Origin of the sequence: Staphylococcus equorum (genome assembly GCF_029531845.1) — a bacterium.
GTDB lineage: Bacteria > Bacillota > Bacilli > Staphylococcales > Staphylococcaceae > Staphylococcus > Staphylococcus equorum_C.
On sequence record NZ_JAMBPV010000003.1, the window covers coordinates 203,717 to 217,690 of the forward strand.

Sequence of the window (13,974 nt, forward strand, 5' to 3'; positions counted from 1 at the left end):
TGTAATATGTCTTTTTATTTCGATAAGAATTCGAGTAATAAATCATTAACTTCTTGTTTCTTTTCTACAAACAAGGCATGACCGACATCTTTAACTTTTGTTAACTGATAGTTAGGCATTATTTTTTCGAGTTCTTCAGAAAATTCAATAGGACAAACAGCGTCATCTGTACCATGGATGCCATAAACGGGTAAATCTATATTTTTAACTTTTTCTCTGATATCTTCATCCCTTAATGACTCAGCTAATTTTACTGTACCAATTAATGATGATGTTAATGTTAAATTACTAAAATATGTTTTATAAGCATCAGAGACGTTTGTATTTGAACTAAAGAATACCTCACCAAAATCTGTAATTGTCTTAGGTTGATCTTCAGAAATGGATTCCATTAATTCAGTCACTTCATCTGCTTTCATACCATATGGGTAACCATCACGTTGCACGAAACTTGGTCCCGCTGGCCCTAAAAGAACCATTTTTTGTAAATTAGGGTTATTGTGTTTAGCTGCATAATTCAATGCTAAAGCACCGCCAACAGAAAATCCTACGATACTATAATTTACAATTTCTAATTCATCAATGACTTTTTGTATATCATCTGCAATACTATCGTAATCATAGTCAAAAGCTGTGGTATCAGATAAGCCAAAGCCTCTATAATCAATACCGATATATCTATAACCATTTTCTACAACGCGTTGTGCTTGGTATTCAAACATTTTATTGTTTGCTGGCCATCCATGTAAAAATACTACCGGATGCCCTTCACCAATATCTTCAACATTCAAATATGTGTTTTCGTCTACTTTAATTTTATGAGTCATATAAACGTCCTCCTTTTAAATTTAAAAAGTATTTCACATTTTAATTTCACTTAATTATATAAACTTAAACCACACTCACACAATACTTATTGATGTAACAACTTAGAAACAGCTTGCGCAACTTGTTTAGGAGACTGTGGATTTTGGCCTGTGACGAGTTTACCGTCAACTTGTACATAAGGTCTAAATGGAAGCTTAGCTTCACTATAACGAGCACCGTTATTTTTCAATTGCATTGCTAACATAAATGGAACATCATATTTCCGTTTAGCGAGTATTTCTTCTGTATTTGAAAAACCCGTAATAGATTTCTAATCAATAAAATATCTACCCTTTTCATTTTTTACATTTAATAAAGCTGCTATGTCATGACATACAGCGGCAATAACACCAACATGGTTATCAATCTCATTGACAGCTTTTTGTATATATTGTTGTACACAAATGTCTTAATGATTGTTTTGTTATAATAATGAATATTTACATAATCTACGATTATCAGAAAGCATATTAAAAGAGACTCCTTATTGAAAAAAGAGTCTCTCAATCGTTTCAAAATCAAATTTTGAAGCAATAACGATTGTTTTGTATACACCTGCAAAATTAGAGGATGTAGGCCATAATGAATAAAATCAGCATAAATCACTTTAATATTTTCTATCTCTCTCAGTTGTTGTTCTCATAGATCTTCAGAAACATACGTATAATTTTTATCATTAATATACGATTTACATGAATTCTTTGTCCTATGGTATAAAATCTATCTGTTAAATTATTTAGATTTATAACTACTATTTGTTATTGTACCACCTGAAACAATAACGTCTTTTTCATCATAAGGTTCTTCATTAAAAAAGTTTGTTAAGAAGCCTTTCACGCCATTTTCTATACGTTTTTGTGCTTCTAATGTCATCCCTGAATAATGAATTGTCATCGCATTACGTGGCATCGTTCTCCAAGGGTGGTCTTGAGGCGCTGGTTGTGGGTACCAAACGTCGCCCGCGTAACCTTGTATGTGGTTATTATTTACTAACTCTATTAAATCGTCTTTATTTACAATCTTGCCACGTGCTGTATTGACTAAATAACTACCTTCTTTCATACGGCTTAACACATCGTAATTGAATAAATTATCTGTTTCTGAAGTTAACGGCGACAAAATTACAATGACATCACTTGTGGAAACTAATTCATCAAAATCAACATATTTAGAATATGGTGTATTTTCTTGGCTTGAACGTCTATAATGCTGTACTTTAACATCAAATGGTTGTAATCTTTCAGCTACTAGCTCTCCAATTTGCCCGTATCCAAAAATACCAATTTTTTTATGTTGAAGATCATGCGCATGATTACCTACTTTAGATAAATTCCATTCCCCATCGTAAGATTGGCGGTGACCTTCCATAAAGTTACGGAGTAATATTAAAACATCCATCACAGTATGTTCAGCAACACTAATTGTGTTACAACCTGTAACTTCTACTACTGTTAGATCATTTTGACTCGCTGTGTTTAAATCTATATGATCTGAACCAACGCCAGCTGTTATAGCTAACTTAAGTTGAGAAGCTTTTCTAATTCTATTTTCATCCATATAAGCTGGTAAAAATGGGGAACTAATAATAACGTCCATGTCTTCTAAATGCTGATCTACCTCTTCATCGCTATTTATGACTACAAATTCATGGTCTTTATCTTCTAAAAACGATTCAATGCCTAATGCATATCTATCGTTTAAAAGTTGGTTTTCGCTTTTTCCACTAGAGTCTGAAGGAAATAATCCAACGATTTTCATAATTTATCAACCTCATTCTATAAGAGTTTATATATGTCTATTACCTTTTTCATTAATTTTAATCATATAAAAAAGGTAATAGACATACTGTTATCCTTAGGCGTTATTTATGATTACGAACTTGGATGGGTCGAAAATTTTCCAATAGTTTTAAGATATATCAAATGATATTGTGCAACTTAAATGATTATATAATGCAAAAGTAAATATGATACTAAGCTTTACTTACACATGACAGGGCAAACAATTTTTCATGAGAAAGATATTAAAGAACATAACAATATAACCCCCTCACTATAAACTATAGTGAGGGGGTTATATATTTTCAAAACATTTACTTATTTATATAACAGCGTTACGGATATTAACATTTTAACTAAGTGGTTATTATTCTAACGATCATAATTTTTTCTTTGAAAACCTATAATAATAGAAACAATGATTAATGATAAACTTGCTAAAATCAATGTAATATTTAAACTTAAATAGAGATCTTTATTTTCAAAATATATTCCAAAGTAAGGCCATATAAAGATAAGTGGATATAACCAATCTTTAAATGAAATGGATATAAAAATCCCTATTAATGTAGCAATAATTAATATGATTATTGTCCAAATCAACTCATTCAGTCCTAAGATTGTTTCAATATTATGATTTAAAACTAACGTGAAAATATTAACTATAGTAGCAACAGTAACCCAACCAAAATAAATTGAAAAAGGCAAGCGATTAAAGCCTTTATATTTATTTAGTGTAGTATAAATTTTTGAAATCGTGTATAGCAGCGCAATGATTACTAAAACTGAAGCAAATATCCATTTTTGTGTATAAACTACCACCCATAAACCATTTAATAGAAAGTTAATGATAGGCAGGTATTTTAATTCATTAACTATGATACTTTTATGACTATTTGAAACAAACAGCTTAATAATCCATGCTAAAATAAGGACATAAATTAACCCCCAAATTGAAAACGCAAAACCTGCAGGTTGTATAATTGCCTGGTTATCTTCTGTCACACTTCCTATATTTCCACCACTTAAATAATTTAATAAAATCATAATTAAAAAAGATATAAAATATAAAATAATCCATTTGTTTTGCTTAATCACTATTATTACCTCCGTGTCTAAATTATTTAATTATTACCGAAAACTTTTAAACTTGTTCATAACGAATTCTCTACTTAATTTAAGGTCTACCATAGTTTTAGGGTAATCCTTCCCTATTTCAATATCATAATTTTCTTTCAGTTTATCTTTATTTTTTGAAGGATTATGAATATAGTTACTTGAAACATCCTTAAATAGTTCTAGTTGAGATTTAATAAAATAACCTTTGGCATCAAAACGTTCACTTTGGCGTATTGGGTTAAACATTCTGAAATACGGCGCCGCATCCGTGCCGGTAGATGCAGACCATTGCCAGCCATGCACATTGGACGCATTGTCATAATCGATGAGGTATTGTCTAAAGTATTCTTCTCCCCAAGTCCAATCAATAAATAGATTCTTTGTTAAAAATTGGGAAACAACCATTCTTAAACGGTTGTGCATATACCCAGTATCGTTAAGCTTTTGCATTGCTGCATCTACAATTGGAAATCCAGTTTTCCCTATTTTCCACGCGTCAAAATTTTGCTTGCTATATGACCATTGCATATTACGATATTTTTCAGTGAAGGACTTAGTTGCAGTTTTTGGATATTGCGTCATTAAAATATAATAAAATTCTCTAAACATCACTTCTCTAATATATGACTCATAGCTAGCTTCATCATTTTCATAATACTCAAGCAAATCATTAATAATTTCATGAATATCAAGCAAACCATATGCCAAATATTTACCTAACCCGCTGACATAATCTTGTGAAACATCATCTGTCATTTTTTTATAATTTGAAATATCTTCACTTAAAAAGCTTTCCCAAGCTTTACGTGCTTGTTGTTCTATATCCTCTGCTGAATTCAGGGATATTTTGCTCTGATTTGAACCTTTCTCAGCGTATTGACTTAACTGTTTATATTGGTAATGCTTACTTGGAGTATGTACTAAATTTCTTCTATTGGCTTTATAAAAACTTGTAAATACTTTATAAGGTTGTTGTTGCTTATTTACAGTCATTAAAGGTTGGAAATAGTGGTTTACGCGTTCTCCAATGACCTCTATACTATGCTTTTGAAATGCTAATTTGAGATGAGGATAATCATATTCCATATTATGATAGCTCATGATATCTTTACCAACCAAAACATGTGTTAACCCTAATTGATCGGCTAGTTTTCCTAAACTTTTGTAAGATACTACATAAGGATAAATATTATGTTTATGCAAAGTTTTAACGAAACCACTCGCTACTGTATCATAATATTGTTGTTTTGATTCCCCTGCATCTGATAGATCTTCTAAAGGTAAAATGAGATATAATTTTTCAATTTCTTCTTGATTGTTTACTACATAATCAAACAAAGGATTATCTTTTATTCTAAACACCCGGTTAAGAATAACTCCTAAATGCATGTTTTGCCTCCTAAACTTATTAAATTAAAGTAAGTTATTACTTTAATTTAAATATTTTGTTGGTTATTGATGTACAAATTGCTTTAAAAACCCCTTATTATTTCCTCATTAATATTGTTAGATTTAAACACTATATTAAGTTTTAATAACTCTATTTTTCACCTGTTAAATCATAATTTTTAAAATATTTTAAGTGTAATCAGAATAATTTTTTTTGTTAGGTTTCGTTGGTTACAGTTCTAAGTTTTTTTATCATAGATTCAATTAATTTATATGAAATATTTTTGTTTTAACAATACTTCTATATTTTTACCCTATCTCCCCTGCATATAAATATAACGACTTTATAGCATGACTTACGAGTATCGACTAAAAATTCAGGGTATCAAATAAAAGAGGTGAATTTAATATGAATAAAGAGAAAGTACTATCTAACATTGAAAATGTATTGAACCAATCAAAAATTGGTGTATTATCAACAGCGCATAATAACGTGCCTAATAGTAGATATATGGTTTTTTATAACGATGACCTTACGCTTTATACTAAAACGAGTATAAACTCTACCAAAGTTACTGAGTTTGAAGATAATCCGAAAGCCTATATCTTACTAGGGTATGATGATACGAAAAATCGCAGTTTTCTTGAAATAGACGCAATTGTTGAAATCATCAAAGATAAAGAAACAATTGATTGGCTATGGGAAAAACAAGATAAAACTTACTTTGAGTCTAAAGAAGATCCTGACTTATGCGTACTCAAAGTAACACCAAAGGCTATTAAAATTATGAATGATGGCGCTTTAGGTACGCCTCAAACGATTACTTTTGACTAATTTAAAACACAAACAAGCGTTTAGTTTACTTGGAACAATACAGTAAAACTAAACGCTTGTTTTTAAATGTCATTTTTTATATCTTCTAATATTTCTTCAACGGTTATTTTGGCACTTGTTAATACGATTGGCACGCCTGCCCCTGGATGTACGCTTGCCCCAGCAAAATATAAATTGGCATAGTCTCTACTTACATTAGGGGGTCTATAGTAATTACTTTGTGCTAATGTTGGCATTAAGCCAAACGCAGAACCGAATTTTGCATTATAATCACCTTCAAAATCATTAGGTGTATATATGATTTCTGTGACTACATGTTCTTTCAAATTATCTAATGCTTTGACAGTAGCCAATTTTTTATAAATTATATTTTTCACGTCTTCTATAGATTGCTTATCAGACCAATCAACATCCCCTGTCTTCAGTTCAGAAACTGGCATTAATATATAGAGGCCAGTCTGACCTTCCGGCGCTAATGATTCATCTTCGACACTTGGTGCATACACATATATTGATGGATCATGTGATAATTCACCTCCAAAAATTTCTTCAATATTATTGTTAAAATCGTTTGAGAAAATAATGTTGTGAATCAACACGTCCTCTGATAAATCTTTATCTAAGCCTATATACATTAAAAATGCAGAACAAGAATAGTCCATTTTTTCAATTTTTTCGTGTGTGTATTTTTTAGTTTGATTATCTTCATTTAATAGTTCAGATGCGGCATAAGGGAAATCTGCGGTACACAGTATTTTGTCATATTTCTCAATTTTACCATTTACTTTTAATCCTTCCGCACGTTTAAATCTTTGATCAATAATAATTTCTTCAACACTTGCATTCGTATAAATTTGAGTTCCTAATTCATAGTTTAATTGTTCAAGGGCATTTACAAAGCTATACATGCCACCCTTAATAAAATGAACACCGAACATCAATTCAATCATCGGAATGATAGAGTACAGTGAAGGACTACGCTTAGGATCAATGCCTATGTACAATGTTTGAAATGCTAATAACTTTTGAATTTTCTCGTTATCTACGTATTTCTCAATTAAATTATCCGCAGTATCAAATGTTTTCAACTTCATACCTTGATATAACGTAAAAGGATTATAAAAGTCTGAAGGTTTTCTAAATGTGCGCTCTAAAAAGTATTTACGTGCAATTTCATATCTATTATATATATCAGTTAAAAAAGACATAAATCCATGCGTAGAATTCGGTTCAATCGATTCAAGCATATCTCTTAATTGTGCAAGGTCAGTCGGGACACGAATTTTATCTGTGTCACTAAAGTACACATCATATATATAAGATAATTGCTTAATTTCTAAATAGTCATTCATATCTTTCTGTGCGTAATTAAATACATCATGATATATTTCAGACATCATAACGATTGTAGGACCCATATCAAACGTAAAGCCGTCTTTTTTAATTTGGTTCATCCTACCACCGATTTGCTTATTTTTCTCATATACATCGACTTGATGGCCGTTTTCTGACAACCTTGAAGCTGCAGCCAAACCTGAAACACCGCCACCTACTACTGCAATCTTCATATTGTTTCACTCCTATTATATTTCGAAATCATTTTACTATAGATTTTCATTTTTTTAACTTTACTTACATATACTTTTTTATATAGCGTATAATGTGCTTTTCTCACTTCTTCTAAAATTTCAAAGTACGATAGAGATGCTAATTCAATAATATGCTGAACCTCTGTATCAAAATAGTTTACTCCATTGAACGCTTTTTTATAAAATTGGGTAGCCTCTTGAGCATAGCTTTCCCATAAATCTATATAGTCTTGTGTAACGCCCGATTGATAAATCTCTTGCAAATTAATTATATATTGATTTAACTTTTCTTCACTTAAGTAAACCCTTCCATTTTCGAAATCTTCACCAACATCTCTTAAGATATTCGTTAATTGAAGTGCTTTACCTAATTCAATGGCGGCATTTTTTGCATATGTATTGTTTTCTTTATTTTTCGAAGCTAATATAGGTGTTAATAATTCTCCCACTGTACCTGCCACACCATAACAGTAATTAAATAATTCAGCATCTGTAGGAATATTTTTTAAATCCAGGTCTGCTTTAACATAATTTATTAAAGTACGCAGTGGCTCATGCGGTATTGCATAGTAATTCAAAGTATCTTTGAAAGCATTCATAATAGCTTTATCACTTTGGTAACGTTGAAGTGAGTTATTATAAATACCTTCTAGGTCTGATGCTATTTTTAATAACTGATTTACATCTTTATCCCTGTCAATACTATCATCGATAATTCGACAAACTGCATATATAGCCCATACTGCGCTTTTCTTTTCGGTTTCTAAAAAATCAAAAGCATATGAGAATGTTTTTGAATGGTTTTTCATAACATTATGGCAATAGTTATAATCTTTCTCTAATTGATTCACTAATCTACACCTCCTTGAACAAATTTTATTTACTCTTAAATTTATTTTTCTATTGAATTAAAGTATACAGTACTTGCTTCATTTCTAATTAATTGTCCATATTTTTATAAATTTCAGCATCATAACAATTGTAGGTCCATACCAAAAATAAAACCTTCACTTTTTATTTTTGAAAGTTATTTCCCGTTCTTTCCATATGATTTTTTTGAATATATTTATATCAATCCATGATTTAGTAAATATTGCTAAAAAAAACATAAAAAGTATTGGGTGAAATACGCTAGCAATAAAGAAAAAATTTCCCGTTCTTCTAATTAAAAGATAGAATTGAAAAGTATAAATAACATAAACTATTATTGAAAAAATAATAGAAACAGCGTTTAATTGCGTTGATGCTAATATAAGCAAAGTAGAGAGGACAGAGCCCATTAACCATATAAATATTAAAGACATTGTACTCCTTTTAGTTATCATAGAACCAAGTGCAAAATGCTTACTCCATCCTTCGATAAGAGCTTTAAAACCTTGTGGATACATTCTAAAGTTAGCTATACCTTCGCCCTCAAACATTTCTACAGGCATGTTTGCATCGTTATAAGCTTTACTTAATGCAAAGCCTTCTATTATTTCATTCTTAGCATTCAAATGACCTTGAACCTCTTTATAATCTGCTTTATTTGTTAAAAGTATGGGGCCAAAAGCACTTTTAGTGCCCTTCTTACCTTTAGTAATTGAAAATATATTCATACCTACAATTGTCATTAAATTGAATATAGCCGAGATATTTTCGTACCAATTTTGGATAACATGGTAGGGCTGTACAGATAATATTCCTTTGCTTTGTTGTACTTTGTATTGTTCACACAATCTATCGATGCTAAAGGCATCTGTTAACATTACATCTGCATCTAAAAATAACAACAAAGAGCCACGTGCAAAAGTTGCACCCTCAAAACAAGCATGAGACTTTCCTTTCCAAGTTGAATCATTAGAAACGTCATATACCCTTACATTATAACATTCAGCGACTGCCTTCGTTCTATCAGAAGACGCATCATTCATAACGATAATGTCATATTGATTCTTATGATGAATCGAAGAAAGTAATTGCGCTAAGTTATGTTCCTCATCGCGTGCGGGAATAATAATACTTACTTGGCTATTATCACTAACATTATTTGATATGTGTGGTATTTTTCGACGAAATTTATACATAAAGTATCCACTTACTATTGATATAAATATTAAACATATAAATAGCCCATATATGATATGCATTTTGGATTATTCACCATCTTCATCTATAATCTGATCTACAACTTGTATTCCACTCAATGCCACCATAGGCATACCTGCCCCTGGATTTACTGAACCTCCTACAAAGTATAAATTGCTGAAATATGGACTTTTCTTAGGGAATTTAAAGCCGTGGTTTTTCTTGCGATTTGACACCACACCATAAATTGCACCCTTATTAGAACAGTACTTCTGTTCAATATCATGCGGCGTCCATGTGTCTTCATAAACGATATTTTGTCTTAAATCAGTGAGACCCATTGCTTCTAATTTTTTTAAAATCACTTCTCGAAACTGTTCATATTCAACTTTACTAAATGGATGCTCTTGAATATATGGAACATGAGGTAACACTTTAATATTTTCATACCCTTTTGGTGCCTGTTTCTCATCTGTTTTATTTGAATTAACCACATATATAGTCGGATCTGTAGGTAATTTATATTCATGAAACACCTCATGATAATTACGTTTAGAATCAATTGAGAAAAAGAAATTATGATGTTTAAGTTGTGGGTATTGCTTACTAACTCCTAAATGCATCACATAACCTGAACTTGCTGGTTCAAATTTATCTTCCAGTTTTTCTAATTTTTTTTCATTAATACTTAATAACTTTCTATACAAGGGTAATACTTCCATGTTAGAAATAAAGTAATCAGCCTTAATACGTGTTTGGTCCTCTAATTCAATATATGTAATTTGATTTTGTTGGCCTGTTCCCATTGCAACTATACTTTGATTAAGATGGATTTCTACACCTTCTTCTAAAGCAAGTTGTTCTAATCCTTCTGCTAATTTATGAATACCACCTGAAACGTACCACAGACCTTGTTCGTGTTGCATTTGTGGTAGTAAAGACATCACTGCAGGGGCATCATATGAAGACGACCCTACATACTTAATAAAGTACCCTAGCATTTCTTGAAGATAGGGATTACTAACTCGCTTATTAATAGCTTGTTGCATAGTATGAAAATAATCAAATCCTTTAAGCGCGCTAAGTGGACCATGAAATTGAATTAAATTTTTAATATAATCTAACCCTTTATTAAAATAACCTAATTCTGTAAAGCGATGTATGCGCTCTGCGTAATCAAAAAATTGTTGCATTTCATCTATATCTTTTTGTGAGACATTTTGGTTATTTTCAAATGTATCTTGTAATGACTGATATAAATCAATAATTTCGTAGTTATGATAAAAATTTCTTATTTGTAATTCTAATTTTTCAATATTGATATAATCTTCTATTTTTTTACTACTATAGCGAAATAAGCTTTTAAAAATTTCGGGCATTGTTAAAATAGAAGGCCCTAAATCAAACCCAAACCCTTTTGTTTCTAAACGGTTTACTTTGCCGCCAATATGCCCATTTTTTTCATATAATTCAACTTGATACCCTTCTTGAGCCATTCTAATAGCTGCAGTGATACCTCCCAATCCGCCACCAATAACGACAACACTCTTTTTCATTACTAAAACACCTCGCTTCTACTTTAAAAACTTACGCTGATAATAACGTTCTAATTTAGGCCGATTATATCTCTGAACAATTACGAATGGGACATTAACTAAGATAGCATATAAGATGTTTATATTTTTTATTTTTCTTTCTTGATTCAAAAATATCAAACAAGGGGTAACAGATAATATATGAATGAGTTCAGCCTTTTTTGTTTCTATGATAAATTCTTCAATATATGTTTTTGAATAGATTTTTTCTAATCTTACTTTGCTTTTAATTTTAGAATTTAATTTATTTCCATCAGGAAGATGATCTTTCCAAGATTTTACCCTAAACCATTTTTCCCAAAATCTGCCTTCATGCTCCCAATTAAAGGTTTTGAAATACCTAGTATTTTTTTCGAAAAATTTGTTAGATAATATAGTGCCTATCATTGAGATACTCATATGCATTAAAAACCAATATAGTGTACAAATAAAAGCTTCTTTTTTCATAAATTATAGCCCCATTTTAATGATAATCAGGATTATCTTTATTTAATATCCAATTACCCGTTGTAAGGTAACTTGCAAAAGTAGACCACATAATATAAGGAATCATAATTAAACCACTAAATTTATTCGTTTTATAAAAATTAATGCTCATTACAATAACTGCTAATAAAAGCACATAACTTTCTATCAATGCTGAGCCTCTTAATTTGTATTTGAAATATAAAAGAGACCATAAATAATTCAGTCCTAATTGAGTATAATGGGAGTTTGTAACACTTTTAGTATTTTTTATATTTTTAGTGTTTTTAGCTATCGTATATGCAATACCCATACTTGTATAGAGTATGGGCCAAACTATTGGAAATACATAGCCAGGTGGTGAAAATGGTGGCTTCACGTTTTTTCTATAGTCTTTACGCGCATTTTTTACTGCAAATTTTCCAATTAAATTTCCGCCTATAAATGGAACGGTTATTCTAGCTATATTTTTAATTAAAGACATCGATTCAGACTCCTTACAATTCAGCATTAGACATTTTATTTCTTCTTGCTAAATATTTTTTGTATTTCTTAAAAAGAGTAATACTTACTGATGCAATTACAATTGGTTTAACTATTTTACACATCTTATCAGTTCTATTTGTCCCATTGTTTGCTAAATAACTCATTTTATTAGCAAACAGATTCATTACACTTTTGTGTAGTTTAGCCTGAGTCAATTTATATACCAACCATGGCAACGTAGGTTGATACTCTTGTAAAGCAACTAGCCCTTTATCTGTATCTAAAATACGTCGAAACTCTAGGCTTGCATTACCACCACTGTTTGAATATGAAAAATCACCACCAATAATACGATATAAAATACGATTATCATCAGAGGCATCATGATCTTTTTCTAATAGAAATAACATTTTGTTCAAGAAAGGTATTTTAATTCCAAAATAATTATCATTAATTTCGCCTTCAATAACATTAAAAGTAAAACGTTTTAAGAAATTCGCATACACACTTTCAATATCACTTATTGTATACTCACGAGGAATATCTATACGTGTAATTGCTCTAACATCCTTGATTTTTAATGGCTGCTTTTTCGACTTTCCTTTTTTGGATGTAGTATTTTTTTCTTCTTCTAGTGCTTTTTCAACACTCTCTTCATAATTAACTTTTCCAATAGAAATATCTTCCACAGTTTTTGTTTTATTCCTATTCATATCATGAACCAAACTATCCATTAAAGGGTAGAGCATTTCTTTGGGCGTTCCAGAAATCAGCTTCACCCAATATTTACTTAACCATATTGGGATAATTGGTAAATCTACCATAGGTAAAGGTTTTTCTAGTACATTTGAAGTACGTCTAAACAAATCCTTATAAGTCATATGTTCAGGGCCACCAATATCTATTGATTCATTATATTCAGGAGATCTTTTGACCATAGCAACTAAACCATCAATGATATCTTCAATTGCCACAGGTAAAGTCGTATTGTAAGCCCAACTAGGTAAAACAAGCATAGGCAAACGTTCAACAAGTTTTTTTAGTATTGGATATGAACTTCCTTTTGAACCTATAATTAATCCAGCTCTCAAAGTACTGACAGGAACATCATATGAGCCTAAAATCTTTTCACATTCTAATCTACTTCTTAAATGAGGAGACAATGTATTGGTTTTTGGAATCAATCCGCTCATGAAAATAATATGCTTAACACCATTTGCTTTAGCAGCTCTAGCAAAGTTATCTGCAAGTAAAGCATCCATATCTTCAAAATTTGCTTGTGTAAGTTTTGCTGATGGCATCATAGAGTGTACTAAATATATTGCAGTATCAACGCCCTCCATTACATTACTAATCTCATTTAAAGCAAATAAATCTGCAGATTTCCAAGTTACATTGTTCTCATTTTTTTTATTATCTATATTTCTAGAAATAGCTACTATTTCATAATCTTGTTTTAAACTCTCTTTAAGATGTCCACCAATATAGCCAGAAGCGCCTGTTAGTAAAATTTCAGTCATATTTTCATTCTCCTATCATATAAAGTTTAAAATGAATTATATTTTAATAAAAAAAGCGAGTAGGAATTCCCACCTCGCTTAAATAAAACTTACGTTATATAACATGTAGTTTTAAAAAATATAATTTAATGAGAAGAGTTCTATGTCTCTTATAGAAAATATTCCCCATAATTTCAGAAAAAAACATATATTTAATATATGTTTTTTAAATCAGATGAATCTAAATTGATTTTAAAATTAAAAATAAACTTTCAATCTCTTTGA

13 protein-coding genes are annotated in these 13,974 nt (G+C 30.4%); 1 reads left to right on the top strand and 12 read right to left on the bottom strand.

What is annotated here, in order from left to right:
• Positions 1 to 14: 14 nt before the first annotated feature.
• The 5 genes from M4L39_RS05685 to M4L39_RS05705 form a co-directional block, all read right to left on the bottom strand.
• The gene (locus tag M4L39_RS05685; protein WP_129303713.1) at positions 15 to 827 is read right to left on the bottom strand and encodes an alpha/beta fold hydrolase; all 813 of its coding nucleotides are present in this window, start codon (positions 825 to 827) and stop codon (positions 15 to 17) included.
• An 86-nt stretch (positions 828 to 913) separates the two neighbouring features.
• The gene (locus M4L39_RS14565) at positions 914 to 1,072 is read right to left on the bottom strand and encodes a hypothetical protein (RefSeq protein WP_164971923.1); all 159 of its coding nucleotides are present in this window, start codon (positions 1,070 to 1,072) and stop codon (positions 914 to 916) included.
• 527 nt (positions 1,073 to 1,599) lie between these two features.
• Positions 1,600 to 2,625, bottom strand: coding sequence for an NAD-dependent formate dehydrogenase (locus M4L39_RS05695; RefSeq protein WP_107601460.1), 1,026 nt, complete (start codon positions 2,623 to 2,625; stop codon positions 1,600 to 1,602).
• Between the two features lie 392 nt (positions 2,626 to 3,017).
• Positions 3,018 to 3,743, bottom strand: coding sequence for a tryptophan-rich sensory protein (locus M4L39_RS05700; RefSeq protein WP_107564567.1), 726 nt, complete (start codon positions 3,741 to 3,743; stop codon positions 3,018 to 3,020).
• A gap of 33 nt (positions 3,744 to 3,776) precedes the next feature.
• Positions 3,777 to 5,153: a cryptochrome/photolyase family protein gene (locus M4L39_RS05705; RefSeq protein ID WP_107564566.1), complete on the bottom strand. Its 1,377-nt coding sequence runs from the start codon at positions 5,151 to 5,153 to the stop codon at positions 3,777 to 3,779.
• 409 nt (positions 5,154 to 5,562) lie between these two features.
• Here M4L39_RS05705 and M4L39_RS05710 point away from each other — a divergent pair, with 409 nt between their 5' ends.
• A complete protein-coding gene (locus M4L39_RS05710) occupies positions 5,563 to 5,988 on the top strand; it encodes a pyridoxamine 5'-phosphate oxidase family protein (RefSeq protein WP_277581163.1) in 426 nt (141 codons plus the stop codon).
• A gap of 62 nt (positions 5,989 to 6,050) precedes the next feature.
• Here the strand turns inward: M4L39_RS05710 and M4L39_RS05715 are convergent, their stop codons facing one another.
• The 7 genes from M4L39_RS05715 to M4L39_RS05745 all read right to left on the bottom strand — a co-directional run bounded on the left by M4L39_RS05715 (position 6,051) and on the right by M4L39_RS05745 (position 13,710).
• Positions 6,051 to 7,556, bottom strand: coding sequence for a phytoene desaturase family protein (locus M4L39_RS05715; protein WP_277581164.1), 1,506 nt, complete (start codon positions 7,554 to 7,556; stop codon positions 6,051 to 6,053).
• On the bottom strand, positions 7,553 to 8,428 hold the full coding sequence (locus tag M4L39_RS05720) for a phytoene/squalene synthase family protein (RefSeq protein WP_277581165.1): 876 nt from the start codon (positions 8,426 to 8,428) through the stop codon (positions 7,553 to 7,555). Before M4L39_RS05720 ends, M4L39_RS05715 begins: the two co-directional genes overlap by 4 nt.
• 156 nt (positions 8,429 to 8,584) lie before the next feature.
• On the bottom strand, positions 8,585 to 9,643 hold the full coding sequence (locus M4L39_RS05725) for a glycosyltransferase (protein ID WP_277581166.1): 1,059 nt from the start codon (positions 9,641 to 9,643) through the stop codon (positions 8,585 to 8,587).
• A 69-nt stretch (positions 9,644 to 9,712) separates the two neighbouring features.
• Positions 9,713 to 11,200, bottom strand: coding sequence for a phytoene desaturase family protein (locus M4L39_RS05730; protein WP_277581167.1), 1,488 nt, complete (start codon positions 11,198 to 11,200; stop codon positions 9,713 to 9,715).
• An 18-nt stretch (positions 11,201 to 11,218) separates the two neighbouring features.
• Positions 11,219 to 11,686, bottom strand: coding sequence for a glycosyl-4,4'-diaponeurosporenoate acyltransferase (locus tag M4L39_RS05735; protein WP_277581168.1), 468 nt, complete (start codon positions 11,684 to 11,686; stop codon positions 11,219 to 11,221).
• Positions 11,687 to 11,702: 16 nt separating this feature from the next.
• On the bottom strand, positions 11,703 to 12,188 hold the full coding sequence (locus M4L39_RS05740) for a TspO/MBR family protein (protein WP_277581169.1): 486 nt from the start codon (positions 12,186 to 12,188) through the stop codon (positions 11,703 to 11,705).
• A 13-nt stretch (positions 12,189 to 12,201) separates the two neighbouring features.
• Positions 12,202 to 13,710, bottom strand: coding sequence for an NAD(P)H-binding protein (locus M4L39_RS05745; RefSeq protein WP_277581170.1), 1,509 nt, complete (start codon positions 13,708 to 13,710; stop codon positions 12,202 to 12,204).
• Between the last annotated feature and the right edge of the window lie 264 nt (positions 13,711 to 13,974).